Origin of the sequence: Streptomyces collinus Tu 365 (assembly GCF_000444875.1) — a bacterium.
Classification (GTDB): Bacteria; Actinomycetota; Actinomycetes; order Streptomycetales; family Streptomycetaceae; genus Streptomyces; species Streptomyces collinus_A.
The window spans coordinates 1407452-1432112 of the sequence record NC_021985.1 but is presented as its reverse complement, the minus strand read 5'-3'; the positions used below and the strand labels follow the sequence as shown (position 1 = coordinate 1432112).

At 72.5% G+C, this 24661-nt stretch carries 23 protein-coding genes; 13 read left to right on the top strand and 10 right to left on the bottom strand.

The features are described from left to right. Nucleotides 1-47: 47 nt before the first annotated feature. Nucleotides 48-953, top strand: coding sequence for an oxygenase MpaB family protein (locus B446_RS05860; protein ID WP_020938495.1), 906 nt, complete (start codon nucleotides 48-50; stop codon nucleotides 951-953). On the opposite strand, the gene B446_RS05855 is transcribed toward B446_RS05860, so the two are convergent. Beyond that, nucleotides 930-1463, bottom strand: coding sequence for a PadR family transcriptional regulator (locus tag B446_RS05855; protein ID WP_020938494.1), 534 nt, complete (start codon nucleotides 1461-1463; stop codon nucleotides 930-932). The two genes, B446_RS05860 and B446_RS05855, sit on opposite strands and share 24 nt — an antisense overlap. Nucleotides 1464-1591: 128 nt before the next feature. On the opposite strand from B446_RS05855, the gene B446_RS05850 reads away from it, so the two are divergent. Then, entirely contained in the window at nucleotides 1592-2347 is a 756-nt protein-coding gene (locus tag B446_RS05850; protein WP_020938493.1) for an alpha/beta fold hydrolase, read from the top strand. A 3-nt stretch (nucleotides 2348-2350) separates the two neighbouring features. On the opposite strand, the gene B446_RS05845 is transcribed toward B446_RS05850, so the two are convergent. Then, nucleotides 2351-2959, bottom strand: coding sequence for a class I SAM-dependent methyltransferase (locus B446_RS05845; protein ID WP_020938492.1), 609 nt, complete (start codon nucleotides 2957-2959; stop codon nucleotides 2351-2353). A gap of 152 nt (nucleotides 2960-3111) precedes the next feature. Here B446_RS05845 and B446_RS05840 point away from each other — a divergent pair, with 152 nt between their 5' ends. The 5 genes from B446_RS05840 (at nucleotide 3112) to B446_RS05820 (ending at nucleotide 8233) form a co-directional block, all read left to right on the top strand. Continuing rightward, nucleotides 3112-3885, top strand: a complete 774-nt coding sequence (locus B446_RS05840) for an MHYT domain-containing protein (RefSeq protein WP_020938491.1) — start codon at nucleotides 3112-3114, stop codon at nucleotides 3883-3885. A gap of 46 nt (nucleotides 3886-3931) precedes the next feature. Beyond that, nucleotides 3932-6556 (top strand): nitrate- and nitrite sensing domain-containing protein, encoded by a 2625-nt coding sequence (locus tag B446_RS05835; protein WP_078614646.1) that lies wholly within the window; start codon nucleotides 3932-3934, stop codon nucleotides 6554-6556. Further along, nucleotides 6553-6990: a roadblock/LC7 domain-containing protein gene (locus tag B446_RS05830; protein ID WP_020938489.1), complete on the top strand. Its 438-nt coding sequence runs from the start codon at nucleotides 6553-6555 to the stop codon at nucleotides 6988-6990. The genes B446_RS05835 and B446_RS05830 overlap by 4 nt, the downstream gene beginning before the upstream one ends. 18 nt (nucleotides 6991-7008) lie before the next feature. Continuing rightward, nucleotides 7009-7422 (top strand): DUF742 domain-containing protein, encoded by a 414-nt coding sequence (locus tag B446_RS05825; protein ID WP_020938488.1) that lies wholly within the window; start codon nucleotides 7009-7011, stop codon nucleotides 7420-7422. Between the two features lie 208 nt (nucleotides 7423-7630). Beyond that, nucleotides 7631-8233: a GTP-binding protein gene (locus B446_RS05820; protein WP_020938487.1), complete on the top strand. Its 603-nt coding sequence runs from the start codon at nucleotides 7631-7633 to the stop codon at nucleotides 8231-8233. 3 nt (nucleotides 8234-8236) lie between these two features. Here the strand turns inward: B446_RS05820 and B446_RS05815 are convergent, their stop codons facing one another. After that, nucleotides 8237-8665, bottom strand: coding sequence for a PPOX class F420-dependent oxidoreductase (locus B446_RS05815; RefSeq protein ID WP_020938486.1), 429 nt, complete (start codon nucleotides 8663-8665; stop codon nucleotides 8237-8239). 92 nt (nucleotides 8666-8757) lie between these two features. Between B446_RS05815 and B446_RS05810 the strand changes: the two genes are divergently transcribed. Then, entirely contained in the window at nucleotides 8758-9171 is a 414-nt protein-coding gene (locus B446_RS05810; protein WP_020938485.1) for a roadblock/LC7 domain-containing protein, read from the top strand. Between the two features lie 126 nt (nucleotides 9172-9297). Further along, nucleotides 9298-10356, top strand: coding sequence for a DUF6397 family protein (locus B446_RS40155; protein WP_020938484.1), 1059 nt, complete (start codon nucleotides 9298-9300; stop codon nucleotides 10354-10356). 9 nt (nucleotides 10357-10365) lie between these two features. Here the strand turns inward: B446_RS40155 and B446_RS05800 are convergent, their stop codons facing one another. After that, entirely contained in the window at nucleotides 10366-11232 is an 867-nt protein-coding gene (locus B446_RS05800) for an acyl-CoA thioesterase (RefSeq protein ID WP_020938483.1), read from the bottom strand. Between the two features lie 19 nt (nucleotides 11233-11251). Further along, nucleotides 11252-13765 carry a DEAD/DEAH box helicase gene (locus B446_RS05795; RefSeq protein WP_020938482.1) on the bottom strand — a complete coding sequence of 838 codons (2514 nt, stop codon included), beginning with the start codon at nucleotides 13763-13765 and terminating at the stop codon, nucleotides 11252-11254. Between the two features lie 145 nt (nucleotides 13766-13910). Between B446_RS05795 and B446_RS05790 the strand changes: the two genes are divergently transcribed. Next, complete coding sequence (locus B446_RS05790; protein WP_020938481.1) at nucleotides 13911-14705, top strand: metal-dependent hydrolase; 795 nt, start codon at nucleotides 13911-13913, stop codon at nucleotides 14703-14705. A gap of 14 nt (nucleotides 14706-14719) precedes the next feature. Here the strand turns inward: B446_RS05790 and B446_RS05785 are convergent, their stop codons facing one another. The 4 genes from B446_RS05785 to B446_RS05770 form a co-directional block, all read right to left on the bottom strand. After that, the gene (locus tag B446_RS05785; protein WP_020938480.1) at nucleotides 14720-14983 is read right to left on the bottom strand and encodes a type B 50S ribosomal protein L31; all 264 of its coding nucleotides are present in this window, start codon (nucleotides 14981-14983) and stop codon (nucleotides 14720-14722) included. A 51-nt stretch (nucleotides 14984-15034) separates the two neighbouring features. Further along, nucleotides 15035-15505 carry a DUF5709 domain-containing protein gene (locus tag B446_RS05780; protein ID WP_020938479.1) on the bottom strand — a complete coding sequence of 157 codons (471 nt, stop codon included), beginning with the start codon at nucleotides 15503-15505 and terminating at the stop codon, nucleotides 15035-15037. A gap of 459 nt (nucleotides 15506-15964) precedes the next feature. After that, entirely contained in the window at nucleotides 15965-17746 is a 1782-nt protein-coding gene (locus B446_RS05775) for an ABC transporter ATP-binding protein (RefSeq protein WP_020938478.1), read from the bottom strand. Further along, complete coding sequence (locus B446_RS05770) at nucleotides 17743-19569, bottom strand: ABC transporter transmembrane domain-containing protein (protein ID WP_020938477.1); 1827 nt, start codon at nucleotides 19567-19569, stop codon at nucleotides 17743-17745. The genes B446_RS05775 and B446_RS05770 overlap by 4 nt, the downstream gene beginning before the upstream one ends. Nucleotides 19570-19795: 226 nt before the next feature. On the opposite strand from B446_RS05770, the gene B446_RS05765 reads away from it, so the two are divergent. Both B446_RS05765 and B446_RS05760 read left to right on the top strand, forming a co-directional pair. Further along, the gene (locus B446_RS05765) at nucleotides 19796-20530 is read left to right on the top strand and encodes a L,D-transpeptidase family protein (RefSeq protein WP_237751123.1); all 735 of its coding nucleotides are present in this window, start codon (nucleotides 19796-19798) and stop codon (nucleotides 20528-20530) included. Nucleotides 20531-20587: 57 nt separating this feature from the next. Further along, entirely contained in the window at nucleotides 20588-22222 is a 1635-nt protein-coding gene (locus B446_RS05760; RefSeq protein WP_234967457.1) for a peptide-N4-asparagine amidase, read from the top strand. Between the two features lie 61 nt (nucleotides 22223-22283). Here B446_RS05760 and B446_RS05755 read toward each other — a convergent pair whose 3' ends face one another. Beyond that, on the bottom strand, nucleotides 22284-22733 hold the full coding sequence (locus tag B446_RS05755) for a MarR family winged helix-turn-helix transcriptional regulator (RefSeq protein ID WP_020938474.1): 450 nt from the start codon (nucleotides 22731-22733) through the stop codon (nucleotides 22284-22286). Between the two features lie 113 nt (nucleotides 22734-22846). Between B446_RS05755 and B446_RS05750 the strand changes: the two genes are divergently transcribed. Further along, a complete protein-coding gene (locus tag B446_RS05750) occupies nucleotides 22847-24649 on the top strand; it encodes an ABC transporter ATP-binding protein (protein WP_020938473.1) in 1803 nt (600 codons plus the stop codon). The last annotated feature ends 12 nt before the right edge of the window (nucleotides 24650-24661 follow it).

The window sequence follows — 24661 nt, the reverse complement described above, 5'->3', positions numbered from 1 at the left end:
CCTTCAACGTATGGTTGCGAATCCGGTGGCAGAAGGGGGACGGCACGGTGAAGCGTTTCGAGCGGCTGGAGCTGATCCGCCGGCTGGACCCGGTGGCGGACGCCGTGGAGATCTACCGCCTCAGCGTGGCGCTCGAATTCCCCTGGGACTACGCGCGCGCCCTCGAACTGGCCCTGTACCGCACCTACGCCGTCCCCTCCATCGGCCGGCTGCTCGCGCGGACGGCCGAGCTGACCGAGCGCACGCAGAAGCGGTACGACGACACCGTGCTGCTCCTCGACGCCGTGGTCGAGCACGGCTTCGCCGCCGAGGAGGGCCGCACCGCGATCCGCCGCATCAACCGGATGCACCGCAGCTACGACATCGGCGACGACGACATGCGGTACGTGCTCTCCACCTTCGTCGTGATGCCCAGGCGCTGGATCGACGCCTACGGCTGGCGGCGGCTGTCCCGGCACGAGATCGTCGCCGCCACCGAGTACTACCGCACCCTCGGCCGGCACATGGGCATCCCTGGCATTCCCGCGACCTACGAGGAGTTCGCGGAACTCCTCGACAGCTACGAGCAGGCGAACTTCGCCTGGGACGAGCAGTCCCGGCGGGTCTCCGACGCCACGCTCGACCTGATGGCTTCCTGGTACCCGAGCCCCTTGGCGCCCCTGCTGCGCACGGGCACGCTCGCCCTGCTCGACGAGCCGCTGCTGCGCGCCTTCCGGTACGAGCCGCCCGGCCCGGTCACCTCCGCGCTGGTGCGCCGCGCGGTCCGCGCGCGGGGTCGCCTGGTCCGGCTGCTGCCACCGCGCCGCACCCCGCACTTCGCCCGCCAGAACCGTGAGGTCAAGGGGTACCCGAGCGGCTACCGCCTGGCCGACCTGGGCACCCGTCCTGTCCCCGGTATGGGCGGCTGCCCCGTACGCCACCTGGACACCTCAGCCGCCGACGCTCTCGAGTGAGGCCAGGGTGTCGCGGAGCCAGGCGAGTTCGGCCCGGCTCGTGGCACGCGCGATGGTGAGCACCCCGCGCCGGAACGGGTCGTCCAGGTCCTCGGCGGCCAGCGGCCGGTCACCGTCGTAGAAGAAGCTCGCCGGCTCCTGGAGGAAGGCCAGCCGGCGGCGCAGTACGGCCGCCTGGGCCTCGGGATCCTCCAGGTGCCGCAGGAACGCGAGCAGCGTGAACCACTGGTTCTCGTCGGTGATCTCGCGCTGCCCGGGATCCGCGAGCCGGCGCCGCAGGTCCTGCCTGCCCTGCTCGGTCAGGCTCAGGACGTGCCGGGGCGCGGCCACGGCGCCGGGTTCGGTGGCCCGGACCAGCAGTCCCGCCTTCTCCAGCCGCTTGATCGCCGGGTACAGCGTGCTCTCGGCGACGGGACGGACGTGGCCGGTGAGCGCGGCGATGTGCCGGCGCAGGACGTAGCCGTGCAGCGGAGCGTCGTGGAGGAAACCGAGGATGGCGAGTTCCAGCATGAGCGCATTCTCTCGTACGGCCGCATGACCGCTGTACAACGGTGGGGCAGTATTACGACGTCGCTATACATCGTCACCGATGTATTGTGCTCACCGACGCAGACGCGCAGTCATCAGGGAGGGGCACGGTGCAGCAGGCCGCATTCGACAGCAAGGGGAGCGCGATCCGCTGGACGGAGGTGCCCGGGGACGAGCTGGCGCGTGTGTACCTGCACGGACTCGGTTCGGTCTCCTCCGTCTATCACGCGCACATCGCGGCACGGCCCGAACTCGCGGGCAGGAGAAGCCTGTTCGTGGACCTGCCCGGTCACGGCATCAGCGACCGGCCCACCGACTTCGGCTACTCGCTGGAGGAGAACGCCGACGCCGTGGCCGCCGCCCTGGACCGGGCCGGCGTCGTCGGCGCCGAACTGATCGCGCACAGCATGGGAGGCGCCGTCGCCCTTGTGCTCGCCCATCGGCGGCCCGAACTCGTCTCCCGGCTGGTCCTCGCCGAGGCCAACCTGGACGCCTTCCCGCCCCCGACCGCAGGCAGCAGCGGAATCGCCGCCTACGAAGAGGACGCGTTCGTGGACGAGCATCACGCGCGCGTGCTGGAGGCCGTCGGCCCGCTGTGGGCGGCCACCATGCGGCTGGCCGACCCCCGCGCGCTGCACCGCAGCGCCGTCGGGCTGCGGCGCGGCTCCGAGCCGGTGATGCGGTCGATCCTGGAGAACCTGTCGATCGACCGCGTCTACCTTCAGGGCGAGCGCAGCGGCGAACTCCCGGGCAGGCCGGCGCTGGAGGCCGCCGGAGTCCGCGTGGTGACGGTTCCGTGCGCGGGTCACAACATCATGTTCGACAACCCCGGCGTCTTCGCTGCGGCCGTCGCGGGACGGGACTGACCCTCAAGACGCTCGGTCCTCGCGCACGGCCAGGGCGAGGAAGCGGGCGTCCTCGTCGACGTACGAGGTCATGCGCCACCCTGAGCGGGCCAGGAGCGGGCCGAGATTGCCCTCGGCGCGCAGGTCGTCGGGGGTGATCCGCCGGCCCTGACGCGCCGCCAGGGCCGCCCGGCCGATGGGATGGAAGAGGGCGAGCACGCCGCCCGGCCGCACCACACGCGCCAGCTCCCGCAGGTTCTCGGCGGGCCGCGGCAGATGCGCGATCAGGCCTGCCGCGAACACGGCGTCCAGGGACCCCGACCGCAGCGGCAGTGCCGCGACGTCGGCGAGCAGCAGCGCTCCTTCCCGGTGCCTGCCCGCCCGCGTGGCCGCCTCGAGCATCGCCGGAGTCAGATCGGCCCCGGCCACCACTCCGGAGGGGCCCACGGCGGCGCGCAGCGGGGGCAGGGCGCGGCCGGTGCCGCACCCCGCGTCGAGCACCCGGTCGCCCGGACGCAGCTGCAGGTCCGCGACGGCGGCGGCGTAGGCCGGGCCGTCGTCGGGAAACCTGTCGTCCCAGTCGGTCGCGCGGGCGGAGAAGAACTCCTGGACGTGTGTGTGGTCGTCGCTCATGCTCGGCATGATTCCTCACCGACATGAGGGACGCTCCTGCGCCCATGTTCGGGCGCGAGGCGATCGTTCCCTCGCCTCACCGGGTCAGATTGCAACACCTTTCGAAATGCGCCCCCTTCGTGCGCCCCTGCCCCGGATAGCGTCCCGGGGCCATGGGACACCTGGACCACGCAGCCTTCGGCTGGCTGACCCCCGTGCTGTCTTACGTCATGGCCTGCATAGGCGCCGCCCTGGGGCTGCGCTGCACCGTGCGGGCCCTCGCCACCACGGGCCGCTCGCGCCGCAACTGGCTCCTCACCGCCGCCTCCGCGATCGGGACGGGCATCTGGACCATGCACTTCGTGGCCATGCTCGGCTTCCGCGTCAGCGGCACCGACATCCGCTACGACGTGCCGCTGACCATCCTCAGCCTCGTCGTCGCCATGGTCGTCGTCTCCGTCGGCGTCTCCGTCGTGGGGCACAGCAAGGACCGCAACCGGGCCCTGCTGCTCGGCGGCCTCACCACCGGGCTCGGCGTCGCCAGCATGCACTACCTGGGCATGGCCGCCGTACGGCTCCACGGCGGCGTGACCTACGACCCCGTGCTCGTCGGGCTCTCGGTGCTGATCGCCGTAGTGGCGGCCACCGCGGCCCTGTGGGCGGGCCTCAACATCAAGTCCCCCCTGGCGGTCACCCTCGCCTCGCTGGTCATGGGCGCGGCCGTCAGCAGCATGCACTACACCGGGATGTTCGCGGTGAAGGTGCGTGTCACCCCCTCCGGGGAGGTGCTGCCGGGGGCCACGGCGATGCAGTTCATCTTCCCCCTCGCCGTCGGCCTCGGGTCCTTCCTCTTCCTCACCTGCGCCTTCGTCGCCCTCTCGCCCACCGCCGGCGAACGCGAGGCCTCCGCCTCCGCGCAGCGGCCCGTCCAGGGCACCGCCGGCTGACGGGTCCCGGCCCCGCACCCCCGACCCACGACCGAGCGAGGAGGCCATGCGCCCACCCCGTAGCACCCCCGAAACCGGCGCCTCGGCGCAGCCACCACCCGCCCCTCGCGGCCGTCGTGCGCACGCCGGACCACCGGCCGACGAGACCACCGGCCCCACCGGCGAGGCACCCCCCGCCGTCCCTTCCCCCCGCGCGGGCCGCCGGCACATGCGCCCCCGCACGGTGCGGGCCAAGGTCGTCTGCCTGCTGATGGTGCCCGTCGTCTCGCTGCTCGCCCTGTGGGCGTACGCCACCGTCAGCACCGCCCAGAACGTCGCCCGCCTGCGCCAGTCCCAGCAGGTGGAGGACGAGCTGAGGGCACCGGTGGCCGCCGCCGTCACCGCCCTGCAGGCCGAACGGGCCGCCGCCGTGCGCCACGCGGCCGACCCCGGCGCCGGCGGAAACGGGGGCGACGACCTCGAAGGCCTCGCCGCCCGCACCGACCGCGCCGTGGCCAGGCTGCGACTCGGCGACGACAGCACCGTCGCCGACAGCCGGGAACTGCCCGCCGGGGTCGCCACCCGCCTGGAGGCGTTCGTCAGCGGCGCCGAGGGCCTGCGCGCGGTGCGCACCGCCGTGCACGACCACACCGCGCGCTGGAACGAGGTGTACGCCCGGTACACGACGGCCATCGCCACGGCCTTCACGGTGGACGGCGCCCTCACCGGCGTCCAGCAGGCCGAGGTGGGCGCGGACGCGCGCGTGCTGCTCGAGTTCTCACGGGCCGCCGAAGCGCTCGCCCAGGAGGACGCCGTCCTCGGCAGCGCCCGTCCGGCCGCCGCCCTGCAGGGCGAACGGGTGCGGCTGTTCGGCGCGGCCGTCGCCACCCGCCGCACCCTCACCGACGCGGCGGTCGCCGACCTGCCCCGCACCCAGCGCACCGCCTGGCGCGAGTTGACCGGCGGCCACGCCTACACGTCGCTCGCCGCCACCGAGGACAGGATCCTTGCCGCCGGTCCCGGGGCGAAGGGCGTCGACACGGCACCTGAGAGCGCCTGGAACAGCGCCCACGCGCGCGTGCAGAACGGCATGCGCGGCATCGCCACGGACACCGGCCGCGCCGTCGCCGGCCGTGCCGACCCCTTCGCACGCGGCCTGCTCAGCCCGGCGGGCGCCGCCGTGCTGTTCGGCCTGGCCGCCGTCGCCGCCTCCCTCGTCATCTCCGTCCGCATCGGCCGAGCCCTCGTGGTCGAGCTGGTGAGCCTGCGCAACGACGCCCTGGAGATCGCGCGCCGCAAGCTCCCCGAGGCCATGCGGAGACTGCGCGCGGGCGAGGAGATCGACATCCGCGCGGAGACCCCCGAGGGACCGCCCGCCGAGGACGAGGCCGGCCAGGTCGCCGAGGCCCTGACCACCGTGCACCGCGCCGCGCTGCTCGCGGCCGTGGAGCGCGCCGAACTCGCCAGCGGCATCTCCGGGGTCTTCGTCAACCTGGCCCGGCGCAGCCAGGTGCTGGTCCACCGCCAGCTCAGCCTCCTGGACAGCATGGAGCGACGCTCCGACGACCCGGACGAGCTGAGCGACCTGTTCCGTCTCGACCACCTCACCACCCGGATGCGGCGTCACGCCGAGAGCCTGATCATCCTCTCGGGAGCCGCACCGGGCCGGGCCTGGCGGATGCCCGTGTCGTTGACGAACGTGGTCCGCGCGGCCGTCTCCGAGATCGAGGACTACGCGCGCGTGGAGGTCCGCCAGCTCCCCGAGGCGTTCGTCAACGGCACCGCGGTGGCCGACCTCACCCATCTGCTCGCCGAACTCATCGAGAACGCCGCCCAGTTCTCCCCGCCCCATACACGGGTGCGCGTCACCGGCGAGCCTGTCGGCAACGGCTACGTCCTCGAGGTCGAGGACCGGGGCCTCGGCATGGGCGCCGACACCCTCGCTGACGCCAACCGGCGCATCGAGCAGTCCGAGGCGCTGGACCTGTTCGACAGCGACCGCCTCGGACTGTTCGTGGTCAGCCGCCTCGCCTCCCGGCACGACATCAAGGTGCTGCTGCGCACCTCGCCCTACGGCGGCACCACCGCCGTCGTGCTGCTCCCCACGCCCCTGCTGCACGCACGCTCCGTGGAGCGCGCCGCTCAGGAGGGCCGTCCCCGCCACGAGGAGACTCCGGCCGGGGTCGAGCAGCCGCACGCCCACGCGCGCGTGCCCGACGCCCCGCCGGTCACCGCCGTCACCGCCCAGGACGGCCGACCAGCCCTCTCCGCCACCGCCCCGGCCCCTCCGCCGCACGCACACGAGCCCCACCGGTCCGCGCACGCACCCGGGCCGTCCCCGCACCGGCCCCCGCCGACCGCACCCGGGCCACCGGCCCCCGCGCCCGAACCACCCCCCGGAGTCGCCACCTTGAGGCTGCACCGCGTGTCCGACGACTCCGAATCGTCCGAAAACCTTCCGCGCCGCGTACGGCAGGCGAGCCTCGCGCCCCAGCTCCGCCACCGGCGTTCCGAGACTTCGGAACCCGAGCCCGAGCCACACGGCGACGACGCGCGCACCCCCGAACTCGTGCGGGACCGCATGACGGCCTACCGCGCCGGCTGGACCCGCGGTGGTGGCAGGCAACCCGGCCGCGGTGCCCCCCGTGCACCCCGAACCGGCCGTGACACCACCGAAGGAGACCCGGCATGATCCAGGACCCGAACACAAGAGCCGCCCAGCGGTCCGGCGAACTCGACTGGCTGCTGGACGACCTGGTGATGCGGGTGGGCGAGGTACGGCACGCCGTCGTGCTCTCCAACGACGGCCTGGCCGTCGGCGCCTCCACCGGCCTCACCCGGGAGGACGCGGAACACCTGGCTGCCGTGGCCTCCGGCTTCAACAGCCTCGCCAAAGGCGCCGGACGGCACTTCGGAGCCGGCGGCGTGCGCCAGACGATGGTCGAGATGGACGACGCCTTCCTGTTCGTCGCCGCGGCCGGCGAGGGCTCCTGCCTCGCCGTGCTCACCGCCGTCACCGCGGACATCGGCCTGGTCGCCTATGAGATGGCACGCCTGGTCAAGCGGGTGGGCGAGCATCTGCGCACCGCGCCGCGCCTCTCCGCCCGACCGCACACCGCCGGATGAGCCGGAAGGGCGGCGTCCATGACCGAGAACCCGACCGACGGCCCGCACGAGCAGGGCAGCCGGTGGTACGACGGCGAGGCCGGGCCCCTGGTCCGTCCCTACGCGATGACCGGCGGCCGCACCCAGCCCGGCCCCACCGGCGTGCGCTTCGACCTGATCGCCCTCGTCACCCTCGACCCCGCGGCACCCGCGGCCGACGACGACACGGCGCTCGGCCCCGAGCACCTGGCCCTGATCGAACTGTGCCGCACCGAGACCCAGTCGGTCGCCGAACTCGCGGCCGACGCCGACCTCCCGGTGGGCGTGGTCAGGGTGCTCCTCGGCGACCTCCTGGAACTGGGCCGCGTCACGATCAGCCGTCCGGTGCCCCCGGCCCACCTGCCGGACGAACGCATCCTGCGCGAGGTGATCGAAGGACTGCGAGCGCTGTAGACGGGCGTCGTGGACGAACGTCTGCTCGCCCGATGTGCGTCCCGACGTACTCCGTTCCGTGCGCGTTCCGTAACCAACCGTGCGCGAGCCGGTCACATCAGGCGTATTTCGCTCCACTTCCCCGGAGAGGCGCCGGAGTTGCCATGATGCTGACTTCTCGTTCCGAGCACCTCGACACCACCGAAGCTGCCACCCGAGAGAAGTGATCATGGTCTCCGAGCATCCCGACACCGCCGGCGACATCTCCGCCCTGGCCCTGAAGATACTGGTCGCCGGCGGATTCGGAGTCGGCAAGACGACCCTCGTCGGGGCCGTCAGCGAGATCCGCCCGCTGCGCACGGAGGAACTGCTCAGCGAGGCTGGTCAGTTGGTGGACGACACCGACGGCGTGGACCAGAAGGTCACCACGACCGTCGCCATGGACTTCGGGCGCATCACCATCCGCTCCGGCCTCTCCCTGTACCTCTTCGGCACACCGGGGCAGGACCGCTTCTGGTTCCTGTGGGACGAACTCTCCCAGGGCGCCCTCGGCGCCGTCGTCCTCGCGGACACCCGCCGGCTGGAGGACTGCTTCCCGGCCGTCGACTACTTCGAGCACCGGCGCATCCCCTTCGTGGTGGCCGTCAACTGCTTCCCCGGAGCGCGCGGATACGGCGCCCGCGACGTCTCCCGGGCCCTCGACCTCGACCAAGGCACCCCGGTGGTCCTCTGCGACGCCCGCGACCGTGACTCGGGCAAGGAGGTGCTGATCAGCCTCGTCGAGTACGCCGGGCGGATGCACACCGCCCGGCTCCTCGACTCCGTGGGGTGAGCCTCAGGCGGCCAGGTCCTTGACCGCCACCACCTTGTCCACGGCGACCCGCACCAGCAGCTCGCCCGGCACGCCGTTGCGGGCGCCGTACTCCTCCGCACGCTCCTCGCCCATGTACCGGGCGGCGATCCGGGTGGCCCACTGGCGCACCTCGTCCAGTTCCTCGGACAGCCGGGCCCGTCCGGTCAGGATCACGAAGTGGAAGGGCGGCCGGTCGTCGTCCACACACAGGGCGACACGCCCGTCACGGGCGAGATTGCGCCCTTTCACCGTCTCCTTCCCGGTGTTGAAGACCAGTTCGTCCCCGTCCAGCAGGAACCAGATCGGGGCCACATGCGGGCTCCCATCGGCACTGACGGTGGACAGCTTGCCGGTTCGCGTGCCGTTCGAGACGAACGCCCGCCATTCCTCATCGGTCATCTTCTGTGCCATACGCCCATCCTGCTTGCCCGGACGCCGGTCGTGGGGAAGGCTGGCGCACAGATCCTCCAGCCAGGGGGAGACGTCACACGGGGAGACCGAACATGGCGCACAACCAGGGACTCGGCTGGCTCCTGGACGACCTGACCCAACGGGTGGACCACGTACGGCACGCACTGGTCCTCTCCAACGACGGGCTGGTCACCGGAGCGAGCACGGGCCTTCGCCGCGAGGACGCCGAGCATCTGGCCGCCGTCGCCTCCGGACTGCACAGCCTGGCCAAGGGCTCGGGACGCCACTTCGGGGCGGGCACGGTACGTCAGACGATGATCGAGTACGACGACGCCGTGCTGTTCGTGACCGCCGCCGGCACCGGAAGCTGCCTGTGCGTCCTCAGCGGCGCGGAGGCCGACATCGGTCAGATCGCCTACGAGATGACCCTGCTCGTCAACCGCGTCGGCGAACACCTCGGCGTGGACGCCCGGCACCCCGAGCGACCACCGACGACAGACCTCTGACCTGCGTCTTCTTCGTTACGGGCAGGGTTATCCACAGGTCGAGAACGGATCGTGCGCGAACGGCTACGGTGGGTGCACGGCATACGCGCAGGGCGTGAGCCGACCGCACCACGGGGGAGTACCACCATGCCGGACAGCACCTTCGTCCCCTCCCGCCCCGTCACCTGCCCGCCGGGCCGCGCGGCCCGTGAACTGGGCCTGAAGCGAGCCGACTTCGAACTCGCCGTACACCTCGGACGCATCCGCACCGTGCCCGACGACAGCGGGGGCGGCGGCCGCCGCGTCGAGCGGGCGGAGATCGACCGTCTCCGCGCCGAGCCAGGCTTTCCCGGCCCGCTCCTCGAACGCGTGCACGTCGTGGGCACCGCCGAAGGAGCCGCGCTCATGGGCATCCCGGCGGGCCGTTTCACCCGCCTCGCGCGCCTGGGACTGCTGGTACCGGTGCGCTTCTACGTCAACCGCTACCGAGCCGTCGTCTGGCTCTACCTGGCCGAGGAACTGCGGGACTTCGCCGCCCAGGGCGTGAACTCGCGCCTGCTCAAGGGCCGCACGCCCGAGACCCTGCGAGGACAGCTCGCGACAGGAGTGGATCTGCGGGCCCGCAACTGGCGTGGGCGGCACCTCGGATTCCTGCTGCGCGGGGCCGACGACGACCCGTGGGCGCGAGCCGGCGCCCTGGCCGCGCTGCTTCCTCAAGTCGACGTCCACGACGTCGTCAAGGACCCTTACGAACGTGCCCACCTGAACCGCTTCCGCCCGGCCCCGCCGGACCACGGAACCCCGAGCTCCCCCTCCGCGCTCCTCGCCGAGGAACTCATGACGGCACAGGACGCGGACGAGATCGGCTGGCTGCGCAGCGAACTGCGCCGAGCGGCGGAGGAGGCACGCGCCCACACAGTCGCACCACGCCCGGCCCCACGGCAGACCGAGCCCGCCGCGCGACCGGCCCCGCGCCACCACCGGACCGTGCGCCCCGCGACCGAGCACGGCGAGAACACCCGGAGCGTCGGGAGCACCGCGAGCGCCGGGAGCCCCGGGGCCCTTCGCGGCCCGGCGGCACCGCACGCCGTGCCCACCGCGCCACCCACGGTCCCGGGCGACGGGCGCGGGCCGACGGCGACGCGAGCCGCCCGCGGCCTGCGGGTCTGGCTGCGGCGCAGAACCCCCAGGCCCGCGAGGGTCTGAAACACAGGGCTACAGGGCCCGGAACAGCCCTTCCTGGACGACCGACACCAACAGCCGTCCCCGCACGTCGTAGATACGCCCACGGGCGAGGCCACGCCCGCCGGTCGCGATCGGGGACTCCTGGTCGTAGAGGAACCACTCGTCCGCGCGGAAGGGACGGTGGAACCACATGGCGTGGTCCAGGGACGCCATGTCGAAGTTCCGCGTCCCCCACAGGGGTTCGACCGGGATCCGGACCGCGTCCAGAAGCGTCATGTCGCTCGCGTAGGTGAGGGCGCAGGTGTGCACGAGGGGGTCGTCACCGAGCGGTCCCACCGCGCGCATCCACACGGCACTGCGCGGCTCGGCTCCCTCGATCTCCCCGGCGTTCCAGCGCAGCCGGTCGACGTAACGGATGTCGAAGGGCTGGCGGCGCGCCATGCGCTCCAGTTGCTCGGGCAGCGCGCCCAGGTGCTTGCGGATCTCCTCGGTCACCGTCGGCAGCGACTCCGGGTCCGGCACCTCGCGGGCCGGCGGCAGCTGGTGCTCGAACGGTCCTTCCTCAGGCTTGTGAAAGGAGGCGGTCAGATTGAAGATCGTGCGTCCCTGCTGCACGGCCGTGACCCGGCGCGTCGTGAACGAGCGTCCGTCCCGGACCCGCTCCACCTGGTACACGATCGGCACGCCCGGCCTGCCTGGGCGCAGGAAGTACGCGTGCAGCGAGTGCACCGGGCGGTCGCCGTCCGTGGTGCGCCCGGCGGCGACCAGGGCCTGGCCCGCCACCTGGCCGCCGAAGACCCGCTGCAGTGACTCCTGCGGGCTTCGGCCACGGAAGATGTTGACCTCGATCTTCTCCAGGTCGAGCAGGTCGACCAGTCTTTCGGCCGGGTTCGTCATCGGTGGGAGTCTCCAGTGCTCACAGCTGACCGACATCGGTGACACGCACGACCGCGCGGCCCTCGGCGTCCGAGGCCGTGAGGTCGATCTCCGCGCTGATGCCCCAGTCGTGGTCGTCGGCGGGGTCGTCGAAGATCTGGCGGACCCGCCAGAGGCCGTTCTCCGGCTCCTCCTTGATGACCAGCAGCTTGGGGCCGCGGGCGTCGGGGCCGGTGCCGAGGTCGTCGTACTCGTCCCAGTACTTGTCCATCGCCTCGCCCCACGCCTCGGCGTCCCAGCCGGCGTCGCCGTCCAGCTCGCCCAGTTCGCCGACCTGGTCCAGGGCGGCCAGCTCCACCCGGCGGAACATGGCGTTGCGGACCAGGACCCGGAAGGCGCGCGCGTTGGCGGTGACCGGCTTGACCTCGTCGGCCTTCTCCTGGGCCTCCTCGGCGGTCATCTCCTCCGGGTTGGCCAGCTGCTCCCACTCGTCCAGCAGGCTGGAGTCGACCTGGCGGACCATCTCGCCCAGCCACTCGATGAGGTCCTGCAGGTCCTCGGACTTCAGGTCGTCCGGGATGGTGTGGTCGAGGGTCTTGTAGGCGCTGGCCAGGTAGCGCAGCACGATGCCCTCGGTGCGGGCCAGCTCGTAGAAGGACACCAGCTCCGTGAAGGACATCGCCCGTTCGTACATGTCCCGGATCACCGACTTCGGCGACAGCGGGTGGTCGCCGACCCAGGGGTGGCTCTTGCGGTAGGTGTTGTACGCGTGGAAGAGCAGCTCCTCCAGCGGCTTCGGGTACGTGACGTCCTGGAGGCGCTCCATGCGCTCCTCGTACTCGACGCCGTCGGCCTTCATCGCGGCCACGGCCTCACCGCGCGCCTTGTTCTGCTGGGCGACGAGGATCTGCCGCGGGTCGTCCAGGGTGGACTCGACCACGGACACCATGTCGAGGGCGTAGGACGGGGAGTCCGGGTCGAGCAGTTCGAACGAGGCGAGCGCGAACGTGGACAGCGGCTGGTTGAGGGCGAAGTCCTGCTGCAGGTCGACCGTGAGCCGGACGATACGGCCCTCGGCGTCCGGCTTGTCGAGCTTCTCGACGATGCCGCCGTCCAGCAGCGAGCGGTAGATGGCGATGGCCCGGCGGATGTGCCGGAGCTGCTGCTTGCGCGGCTCGTGGTTGTCCTCGAGGAGGCGGCGCATCGCGTCGAAGGCGTTGCCGGGACGGGCGATCACCGACAGCAGCATCGTGTGCGTCACCCTGAAGCGCGAGGTCAGCGGCTCGGGCTCGGACGTGATCAGCTTCTCGAAGGTGTTCTCCGTCCAGCCGACGAAGCCCTCAGGTGCCTTCTTGCGCACCACCTTGCGGCGCTTCTTCGGATCGTCGCCCGCCTTGGCGAGGGCCTTCTCGTTCTCGATGACGTGCTCGGGCGCCTGCGCCACGACCAGCCCCGCGGTGTCGAAGCCGGCGCGGCCGGCCCGCCCCGCGATCTGGTGGAACTCCCGGGCCCGCAGCGTGCGCACCCGGCTGCCGTCGTACTTGGTCAGCGCGGTGAACAGCACGGTCCGGATGGGCACGTTGACGCCCACGCCGAGGGTGTCCGTGCCGCAGATGACCTTCAGCAGTCCCGCCTGGGCGAGCTTCTCCACCAGGCGCCGGTACTTGGGCAGCATGCCGGCGTGGTGGACGCCGATGCCGTGGCGGACGTAACGCGAGAGGTTGCGGCCGAACTTGGTGGTGAAGCGGAAGTTGCCGATCAGCTCGGCGATCTGGTCCTTCTCCTCGCGCGAGCACATGTTGATGCTCATCAGCGCCTGCGCGCGCTCCACGGCCTGCGCCTGGGTGAAGTGGACGATGTACACCGGCGCCTGCTTGCTCTGCAGCAGGTCGGTCAGGGTCTCGGTGAGCGGGGTGAGCTGGTACTCGTAGGACAGCGGCACCGGGCGGGTGGCCGAGCGCACCACCGAGGTGGGGCGGCCGGTCCGCCGGGCGAGGTCCTTCTCGAAGAAGGACACGTCGCCCAAAGTGGCCGACATCAGGATGAACTGGGCCTGTGGGAGTTCCAGCAGCGGGATCTGCCAGGCCCAGCCGCGGTCACCCTCCGCGTAGAAGTGGAACTCGTCCATGACCACCTGGCCGACGTCCGCGTCCTTGCCGTCGCGCAGCGCGATCGACGCCAGCACCTCGGCGGTGCAGCAGATCACGGGCGCGTCGGCGTTCACGGAGGCGTCGCCGGTGAGCATGCCGACGTTCTCGGTGCCGAAGAGCTTGCACAGCTCGAAGAACTTCTCCGACACCAGCGCCTTGATCGGGGCCGTGTAGAAGGTGACCTCGTCGCGGGCCAGCGCGGCGAAGTGAGCGCCCGCGGCGATCATGCTCTTGCCGGAGCCCGTCGGGGTCGAGACGATCACGTTCGCCCCCGAGACCGCCTCGATCAGAGCCTCCTCCTGGTGGGGGTAGAGGGTGATACCGCGCTCCTGCGCCCACGACTCGAAGGCTTCGTACAGGGCGTCGGGGTCGGCGGTCGGCGGCAACTGATCGATGAGGGTCACGCCCCCATCTTGCCTGCCCTTCTCCGTCAGGGGGGAATCGGCTACGGAAGTGACGATCATGGCCGATACGCTGTGTCGCTCACGGAGGGGCAGCGCACCAGGTCAACTGGACAGCGGCACACGAGGAACGGGGCGGGAAGCGGCCATGATGGGACCAGCACACTCACTGTCGGGGGCCGCGGCCTGGCTCGGCGTCGGAGCGGCGGCCGCCGCCGCCGGGCACCCGATGCCCTGGCCGGTGCTGCTGGTCGGCGCGCTGATCTGCGCGGGCGCCGCGCTCGCCCCGGACCTGGACCACAAGGCGGCCACCATCTCGCGGGCCTTCGGGCCGATCTCGCGGTGGGTCTGCGAGATCGTGGACAAACTGTCGTACGCCGTCTACAAGGCGACCCGGAAGAAGGGCGACGCGCGCCGCTCGGGCGGCCACCGCACGCTGACGCACACCTGGCTGTGGGCGGTCCTCATCGGCGCGGGCAGCTCGGCGACGGCCATCGCCGGCGGGCGCTGGGCGGTGCTGGCCATCCTGTTCGTGCACATGGTGCTGGCCATCGAGGGCCTGCTGTGGCGGGCGGCCCGGGGCTCCAGCAGCGACGTCCTGGTCTGGCTGCTCGCGGCGACGAGCGCCTGGATCCTCGCCGGGATCCTGGACAAGCCGGGCAACGGCTCCGACTGGCTGTTCACCGAGCCGGGCCAGCAGTACCTGTGGCTGGGCCTGCCGATCGTGCTGGGCGCCCTGGTGCACGACATCGGGGACGCGCTGACGGTGTCCGGCTGCCCGATCCTGTGGCCGATCCCGGTGGGCCGCAAGCGCTGGTACCCGCTGGGCCCGCCGAAGCCGATGCGGTTCCGGGCGGGCAGCTGGGTGGAGCTCAGGGTGCTCATGCCCGTGTTCATGGTGCTCGGGGGAGTGGGCTGCGCGGCGGCCCTCAACATGATCTGAGGCTTCGGGTTCCCTCAGGCCGGCCCGTCGGAGCCGGCACCGCCGTACCGGCGCTCGAAGCGGGCGACGCGGCCCTCGGTGTCCACCGTGCGGGCCTTGCCCGTGTAGAAGGGGTGGCTCTCGGAGGAGATCTCCACGTCGATCACCGGGTAGGTCTCGCCGTCGTCCCACTCGATGGTCTGCTCGCTGTTCGCGGTCGAGCGGGTGAGGAAGGCGTAACCGGCGGCGCGGTCCCGGAAGACCACGGGCCGGTACTCGGGGTGCTTGTCCTGCTGCATGGCGGCTCCTCGGGCGGGGCGGTCGGGCAGGGGGCGCCGGTGTCCTCCGTGTCAGCCGGACAGGGAGTCCTCGTCGACGATGTGCACCGCGGCCTCCTCGGCGGAGGCCGCCGCCCCGTCGATCCCGACGTCGGTGGCGACGAGGGCGCTCTCCTCGTCCTCGTGCGCGCCCTCGTCCGGGGCGACCAGGCGGCCGGAACGCATGTGGCCGACCTCGTTGTCCAGGAGTTCCCCGTCGCCGCCGTCGCAGTCACCGATGTCGTCGCCGTCCGGCGCCTCGGCATCGGGCAGCTCCTCCGCGAGCCGCTGGTCCAGCGTCTCGCCGGTCAGCCGTTCGCGTGCCGTCACTCCGGTGTGCTCCACCGCCCACGGCCGCTCGGGAGGGGACCAGCCGCGGTCCAGGGGGTCCTCGACGCCGTCGAAGTCCAGTGTGTCCTCGACGTCGAGCACGCCCGAGTCCTCCCGGATCTCCGAGGGATCGGGCTGGTAGACGTCGTCCCCCCATCCGTCGGCGCTGTCCACGGGTACCTCCTGGTGGTGAGTACGGCCTCGTCGACCCGTGAGGGGCGACATGCCGCCGGCACGCTCGGCACGGGGCGCGCGCGGCGGGAACCGGAGGGCTCCCTGCCCTTCCCCGAGCCTGTGCCGCTTTCCAGCCTTCCACCCCTGTTCGGCTCTCCGCAACGGCACGGGCCACGTACCGTCGTCCCGCACCGCCGGCCGGCCCCGCCCGCGCGGGGCCGCCCCGACAGCCCGGACCCGCGCGCACGTCGCCGCCCGGACCTGCCCACGGGCGCCCATGTGCCCGGGTCCCGCTGCCGTCACGCGACCCCACCCGAGCACCTTCGCCCGGGCCGGGCACGGATCTGGCGCCAGGCCGGATCCGCAAGGGGGAGCCGACAGGTCACCGCGCACCGGACAGGACACCGGGACGGTCGGGCGGGCCCTCGGACCCGGTGCCCGTGCCGGCCCGGCGAGGTCTCACCCGTGCCACGAGCGCCACAGCGCCGCGTACGCCCCCTCCGCCGCGACCAGCTCCTCGTGGCCGCCCAGCTCGGTGATGCGGCCGTTCTCCACGACAGCGATCACGTCCGCGTCGTGCGCGGTGTGCAGGCGGTGGGCGATGGCGACCACCGTGCGGCCGTCGAGGACGCGGGCCAGGGACCGCTCCAGGTGACGGGCAGCGCGCGGGTCGAGCAGGGAGGTCGCCTCGTCCAGCACCAGGGTGTGCGGATCGGCCAGTACCAGCCTGGCCAGGGCGATCTGCTGGGCCTGTGCCGGGGTCAGCGACAGCCCGCCGGAGCCCACCTCGGTGTCGAGGCCGTCGTCCAGCGCCCGCGCCCAGGCGTCCGCGTCGACCGCGCCCAGTGCCGCCCACAGCTCGGCGTCGGTGGCGCCGGTGCGGGCCAGCAGCAGGTTGTCGCGCAGGGAGCCGACGAAGACGTGGTGCTCCTGGTTGACGAGGGCCACGTGCGAGCGGACCCGCTCGGCCGGCATCCGGGACAGCTCGGCGCCGCCGAGGGTGACGCGGCCGTCGCGGGGCGCGTAGATGCCGGCGAGCAGCCTGCCCAGCGTGGACTTGCCCGCGCCCGACGGGCCGACCAGGGCCAGCCGGGTGCCCGGGGCGACCTGGAGGGAGACCTCGCGCAGGACGTCGACGCCCTCCCGGTAGCCGAAGCGCACCCGGTCGGCGTGCACGTCCCGTCCGCCGGGCGCCACCGAGGCGTCCCCGGCGTCCGGCTCGATGTCCCGGACCCCCACTAGACGGGCCAACGACACCTGGGCGACCTGCACCTCGTCGTACCAGCGCAGGATGAGGTTCACCGGGTCGACGAGCATCTGGGCGATCAGCGCACCCGTCGTCAGCTGCCCGACCCCGATCCAGCCCTGGAGCACGAACGCGCCGCCGACCATGAGGACCGAGCCGAGCACGAGGACGTGCACGGCGTTGATCACCGGGAAGAGCACGGACCGCAGCCAGAGGGTGTAGCGCTCCCAGGCGGTCCACTCCTTGATGCGCCGCTCCGACAGGGCGATACGGCGGGCCCCGAGGCGGTGCGACTCGACGGTGTGGCCCGCGTCCACCGTCTCGGCGAGCGCTGCGGCGACGGCGGCGTAGCCGGCGGCCTCGGAACGGTAGCCGGAGGGCGCCCGCTTGAAGTACCAGCGGCAGCCCACGACCAGGACGGGCACCGCGAGGAGCACGGCGGCCGCGAGCGGCGGGGCCGTGACGACGAGACCGCCGAGCAGCGGCAGGGCCCACACGAACCCGATCGCCAGCTGCGGCACGGCCTCGCGCATGGCGTTGCCGAGGCGGTCGATGTCGGTGGTGATGCGGGAGAGGAGGTCGCCGGTGCCCGCCCGCTCCAGGACGCCCGGCGGCAGTCCCACGGAGCGGACCAGGAAGTCCTCCCGCAGATCGGCCAGCATCCGCTCGCCGAGCACCGCGCCCCGCAGCCGCACCTGCCGTACGAAGCCGGCCTGGACGACGAGGGCGAGCAGGAACAGACAGGCGGTCAGGCCCAGATGCGGCTCCCGGGCTCCGTCCGACACCCGCTCGACGAGCCCGCCGAGCAGATAGGGGCCCACCATGGAGGCGACCACGGCGACGGTGTTGACGGCCATCAGCAGCAGGAAGGCCCGGCGGTGCCGGCGGAACAGCTCGGTCGCGTAGGCGCGCACGGTCGACGCGGCGCCGACGGGCAGGGTGGTGGCGGTCGTCGGGGCCGCCGGGTCGTACGCCGGTGGCGAAACGCCGATCATGCGCTCTCCTCGATCTCTTCCAGGTTCTCCAGGGCGTCCAGCAGGGCGCTGTCCCCGGCCAGGCCGTCTCCGGCGCCGGCCAGGGCCGCCTCGTCGTCGGTCTCGCGTGTCACCACGGCCCGGTACCGCGGTTCGGTGTCCAGCAGTTCGCGGTGCACGCCCACCGCGACGACCGAGCCCTCGTGGACGAGGGCCACCCGGTCCGCACGGTCCAGCAGCAGCGGTGAGGAGGTGAACACGACCGTCGTCCGCCCCGTGCGCAGCCGTCGCAGTCCGTCCGCGATGCGGGCCTCGGTGTGCGAGTCGACCGCGGAGGTCGGTTCGTCCAGGACCAGCACCTCGGGGTCGGTGACGAGGGAGCGGGCGAGCGCGAGCCGCTGGCGCTGGCCGCCCGACAGGGAGCGGCCGCGTTCGGTGATCCGGGCGTCCATCGGGTCGGCGATGTCCAGCGACCCCTGCACCAGGGCGTCCAGCACGTCCTCGCACTGCGCGGCCGCCAGCGCGTCCGCGGCCCGCACGGCTCCGGAAGCGGGTACGTCCAGCAGGTCGCGCAGCGACCCGGACAGCAGCACCGGGTCCTTGTCCTGGACCAGGACGGCGGTGCGGGCGCTATCCAGCGGGAGTTCGTCCAGGGGGACGCCGCCGAGCAGGACCGAGCGACCCGGCTCGGTGGGGTGGCCGCCCAGGCGTTCGGCGAGACGCCCCGCAGCGTCCGGGTCGCCGCACACCACCGCGGTGAGCCGGCCCGAGTCGGCGAGCAGACCGGTGGCCGGGTCGTACAGGTCGCCGCCCGGCACCCGGGCGGCGCGGGAGCCGTCGGCCGAGGTGGACCGCTCCAGGGACAGCACCCGCGCGGCCCGTTTCGCCGCGGGCCGGGAGAAGGAGTACGCCATGGCGATCTCCTCGAAGTGCCGCAGCGGGTAGTTGAGGATCATCACCGCGCTGTAGACGGTGACGAGTTCGCCGACCGTGATCCGTCCCTGCCGGGCCAGGCCGACGCCGTGCCAGACGACGGCGACCAGCAGCAGTCCGGGCAGCAGCACCTGGACGGCGGAGATCAGCGACCACATACGGGCGCTGCGCACGGCCGCGTGGCGCACTTCCTGCGAGGCGCGGCGGTAGCGGTCGAGGAACAGTTCCTCGCCACCGATCCCGCGCAGCACGCGCAGGCCCGCGACGGTGTCCGAGGCGAGCTCGGTCGCACGGCCCGCCTTCGTGCGCTGGACGTCGGCCCGGCGCGTGGCCCGGGGCAGCAGGGGGAGTACGGCGAGCGCCACGACCGGCAGGCCGACGACGACGACGAGTCCGAGGGCGGGCTGGTAGACGGCCAGGCCCACGCAGACCACGACGACCGTCAGAGCGGCCGCGGTGAACCGGGAGACACCCTCGACGAACCAGCCGATCCGCTCCACGTCACCGGTGGAGACGGCCACCACCTCGCCGGCCGCGACCCGCCGGGTCAGCGCGGACCCCAACAGGGCCGCCTTGCGCGCGAGCAGTTGCTGGACCCGGGCGGCGGCGGTGATCCAGTTGGTGACGGCGGCCCGGTGCAGGAAGGTGTCGCCGACGGCGGTTCCCGTGCCGCACAGCGCCAACAGGCCGCCCGCCAGGGCGAGCCGGGTGCCGGAACGGTCGATGACGGCCTGCACGGCGAGTCCGACGCAGAAGGGCATGGCGGAGACCGAGACGAAGTGCAGCAGCCCCCACGCCAGCGCCTTGAGCTGGCCGCCCGCCTGGTTGCGCCAGAGCCACCACAGCAGGCGTGGACCGGAACGCGCGTCCGGTACGCCAGGGTTGGGGTACGGAAGGTCTTGGATCTGCATGACGTCCCAGTGGCTCGTGACGGGGAGGGCGGTGGCGGCAAGCCGTGACAGGGTCGCGTCGCAGAGCGGTGGATTTCAATCGATTTTCCCGGACGGTCCATGGAATCCGGAGAGTTCCGGCCAGGAGCCTGGACGGGCCGGCGGGTCCGTCCGTGGGAACGGCCGCCCGATGGGGTGAATGTCCGGAAGATCGCATGATCGGCCGACGGGATGTCACCATGGGCGCGTGCAGATCGACAGTGTGCGGCGAGTGACAGTAGCGGTGGCGGCTTTCGGAACCTTCGTGGCGGGCCTGACCGCGTGTGGCGCGGGGGGGCGTGGCCACAGCGACCCACAACCGGGCGCCCAGGCGACGCGGTCCGGCGCGGGCGGCCGCGACGCGCACGTCGTGCCGGGGGTCGGTCCCCGGCTGCTCAAGCGCATTCCGGCGAACTCCCGGCAGGTCGTGGCCGTCTACGGCGAAGGCAGGAACTCGGCGGACTCCACGGTCGTGCTGTACGCCAAGCAGGGCGCAACCTGGCAACGGGTCCGCAGTTGGCCGGCGCACAACGGCAAGAAGGGGTGGACCCTCGACCACCACGAGGGTGACCGGCGCAGCCCTGTCGGTGTGTTCACCCTCACCGACGCGGGCGGCGTGCTCAAGGATCCCGGCGCCGCGCTGCCGTACACGCAGGACGCGTCCATCGCGGCGCCCCACTGGTGGGCCAGGTCGCACTGGCACGACTTCGACTACGTGATCGCCATCGACTACAACCGCGTCAAGGGCACCCCGCCGAACAACCCGACCCGCCCGCAGGGCCAGGCGAAGGGCGGCAGCATCTGGCTGCACATGGACCACGGCAGCGGCACGTCGGCCTGCGTCAGCATGTCCAAGCAGGCCATGGAGTACCTGCTGCGCACGCTCGATCCGGAGCGGCGTCCCGTGGTGGTGATGGGGGACAAGGCGGACCTGGCGGGGTAGCGGTATGGCGGGACGCCTCATTGCGGGGCGGGCCCGACTCCCCGTAGAACACCGGCCATGAGAAGACGGATGGTCATGTCCATGCTCGCCGGGGCGACCCTTCTGGCGAGCACGATCCTCGGCACCGGGACCGCGACGGCGCGCCCCGGCGCCCCGGCCGCCGCCCAAGCCGCGGACGTCCCGGCCGAGTTCGGCACCGACTGGCACGACCCGGTGACGGCCGCCCCGCCCGTCGACCGGCCGCACACCAAGTCCTGCCAGGTCACCCTGGCCGAGACGCAGTTCCGGGACTTCACCCCCTACCGGGGCGCGTACACACCGCCCCGCGACTGCGGCGACCGCTGGAGCAAGGTCGTGCTGCGTCTCGACGGCAAGGTGAAGGGCCGGCAGTACGACCGCCTGGGCTACCTGCACGTCGGCGGCGTCGAGATCCTGCGCACCTCGACGCCCGAGCCGTCGCCGGACGGTATCGAGTGGCACGTGGAGAAGGACGTCACCCGGTACAGCGACACCTTCCGCTCCCCGCACGACGTCGAGATGCTCATCGGGAACGTCGTGGACGACACCTACACCGGCGTCATCGACGTGAAGGCGACCCTCACCTTCTACAAGGGCCGTCCCGAGACCGCCGCCCCCGACCGTGTCCTCACGCTCACCGACACGCCGGACGGCACCACGCTCACCACCCCGCGCAACAGCGAGCGCGTCGTCGCCGAGGTGTACGCCACCGGATCGGGCGGCGGCTGCGAGGAGTTCTGGTACCTGACGGTGGCCGACCCCGCGTCGTACTCCTGCAAGGCCGACCACGGGCCGTACCGCGAGGTGCAGATCAAGGTCGACGGCCGCCTCGCCGGGATCGCCGCCCCGTTCCCGAACGTGTGGACCGGGGGATGGTCCAACCCCTTCCTCTGGTACGTCGTGCCGGCGCCGGGCGCCTTCGACGTCCGGCCCCTCCAGTACGACCTCACGCCCTTCGCCGGGCTGCTGAACGACGGCCGCCCGCACCGCGTGGAGGTCTCCGTCGTGGGCGTGCCCGCGGGGCAGTCAGGCTGGAGCGTGCCGGTCAACGTCCTGGTCTGGCAGGACGCGCACCGCGCCCGGGTCACCGGCGGCCTCACCGAGGACACGGCGACCGACATCGCCGACACCTCCACCTACACACCCGGTCCGGAGAACCGGGTGGACACGCGGGCCGGGCACCGGCTCACCGTCTCCGGCTACCTGGACACCTCGCACGGCCGGGTGACCACCACCGTCACCCGCACCCTCGCGAACACCTCGGCGCACCGCTGGACCGAGGGCGAGAACACGGACGGCCTGGACGCGACCTGGACGGACGACGAGACCGTCGGGGTGCGGGGACACGGGCCCGAGCGGTCGACGCACACCCGCCGGACGTACACGATGAACGGCGCCACGACCCTCGGCACGGACGACCGGCTGCGCACCGTGCTGACCCTCGGCGACCGGGCGGCCGTCGTGGAGCGGCGGGACGGGCGGCGCACCGCCTGGTCGCGGCTGGACGACACCTACACCGGCGATGCCTCGTACACGGTGAACGTCCCGCGCGACCAGCGGCACGCGGTCGGGACCTCCCGCGAGCGCTACCGCGTGCATGGTTCCGCCGGTTGCCACGACCGGGAGCTCGCCACGGCGCAAGGCGCGCTGACCGAGGACCGCAGCCGCTGCTGAGACGGCCACGGCCCCCGCTCCGGGAAGGGAGCGGGGGCCGCTCGCCGTGAAGGCGGCGGCCTCAGCAGCGGTGGGCCGTCTCGCCGTCGATCAGGGTGTCAAGCAGGACGCCCAGCACCTCGCGCTCCTTCTCCGTCAGCGGAGCGAGGATCTCCTCGGCCGCGGACCGGCGTGCCCCGCGCAGCTCGCGCAGGGTCGCCCGGCCGTCGTCCGTCAGCTCGATACGGGTCACCCGCCGGTTGGCCGGGTCCGCGACCCGTCGCACCTTGCCGCTCGCCTCCAGCCCGTCGACCAGCGTCGTCACCGCGCGCGGCACCACCTCGAGGCGCTCGGCGAGGTCGGCCATGCGCGGGGGAGAGCCGTAGTGCGCGAGGGTGCGCAGCAGCCGGGACTGGGCCGGGGTGACGCCCACGTCGCGCCGCTCCAGGTGACGCTTCTGGATGCGGTGCACCCGGCGGGTGAGCCGCAGCAACTGCTCGGCGAGCAGGCCGTCGGGATCGGGGCTGGTCATACGGGAACAATATCAGGATGCGGTTCATTGTGAGTATAGGTAACAATGAGCTAAGATCCGTAAGTCGCCGCCGGTCCGTCCGGGCCGGCGCCCACTCACCTCCGTAGGAGCCCATGCATCCCGACCGCGAACCCTCCTGGACCCCACCTGCCGACGCGGGCGAACAGCCCCGGCAGGTGCGCCGCATCCTGAAACTCTTCCGCCCCTACCGCGGGCGGCTCGCGATCGTCGGCGTCCTGGTCGGCGCCTCCTCGCTGGTGTCGGTGGCCACACCGTTCCTCCTCAAGGAGACCCTCGACGTCGCGATCCCCGACGGCCGTACGGGCCTGCTGAGCCTTCTCGCGCTCGGCATGATCCTCAGCGCCGTCCTCTCCAGCGTCTTCGGCGTGCTGCAGACGCTGATCTCCACCACCGTCGGCCAGCGCGTCATGCACGACCTGCGCACCGCCGTCTACGGCCGGCTGCAGCGCATGTCGCTCGCCTTCTTCACCCGCACGCGCACCGGCGAGGTGCAGTCCCGCATAGCCAACGACATCGGCGGCATGCAGGCCACCGTCACCTCCACCGCCACCTCCCTGGTCTCCAACGCCACCAGCGTGGTCGCCACGATCGTCGCGATGATCGCCCTCGACTGGCGCCTGACGGTCGTGTCGCTGCTCCTGCTCCCGGTCTTCGTGTGGATCAGCCGCCGCGTCGGCAACGAACGCAAGAAGATCACCACGAAGCGGCAGAAGCAGATGGCCGCCATGGCCGCCACGGTCACCGAGTCCCTGTCGGTCAGCGGCATCCTGCTCGGCCGCACCATGGGCCGCTCCGACTCGCTGACGGCGTCCTTCGCCGAGGAGTCCGAGCGCCTGGTCGACCTGGAGGTGCGGTCGAACATGGCGGGCCGCTGGCGCATGGCGGTGATCACGATCGTCATGGCCGCCATGCCCGCCGTCATCTACTGGACCGCGGGTCTCGCCCTCCAGGTCGGCGGCCCGGAAGCCTCGCTCGGCACCATCGTCGCCTTCGTCTCGCTCCAGCAGGGCCTGTTCCGCCCCGCCGTGAGCCTGCTGGCCACCGGCGTCCAGATCCAGACCTCCCTCGCGCTCTTCCAGCGCATCTTCGAGTACCTGGACCTGCCCATCGACATCACCGAGCGCGCCCGGCCCGTCCACCTCGACCAGATCAAGGGTGAGGTCCGCTTCGAGGACGTCCAGTTCCGCTACGACGGCAAGGGCGCGCCCGTCCTCGACGGCATCGACGTCACGGTCCCGGCCGGCGGCAGCCTGGCCGTGGTCGGCCCCACCGGCGCGGGCAAGTCCACGCTCGGCTACCTGGTGCCCCGGCTCTACGACGTCACCGGCGGCCGCGTCACCGTCGACGGCGTCGATGTGCGCGACCTCGACTTCGACACGCTCGCCCGCGCGGTCGGCGTCGTCTCCCAGGAGACGTACCTCTTCCACGCGTCGGTCGCCGACAACCTCCGCTTCGCCAAGCCGGACGCCACCGACGAGGAACTGCACGCGGCGGCCCGCGCCGCCCAGATCCACGACCACATAGCCGCGCTGCCCGACGGCTACGACACCGTGGTCGGCGAACGCGGCCACCGCTTCTCCGGCGGCGAGAAGCAGCGCCTGGCCATAGCCCGCACCATCCTGAGGGACCCGCCGGTCCTCATCCTGGACGAGGCGACCAGCGCCCTGGACAACCGCACCGAGGCCGCGGTCCAGCGGGCCATCGACCACCTGTCCGCCGACCGGACGACCCTCACCATCGCCCATCGCCTGTCCACCGTCCGCGGCGCCGACCAGATCGTGGTCCTGGACTCCGGCCGGGTCGCCGAACGGGGCACGCACGAGGAACTGCTCGAGGCCGACGGGCGCTACGCCGCCCTGGTGCGCCGGGACGCCCAGCTGGAGCCGGCCGGCTGACGGGCGACCCCG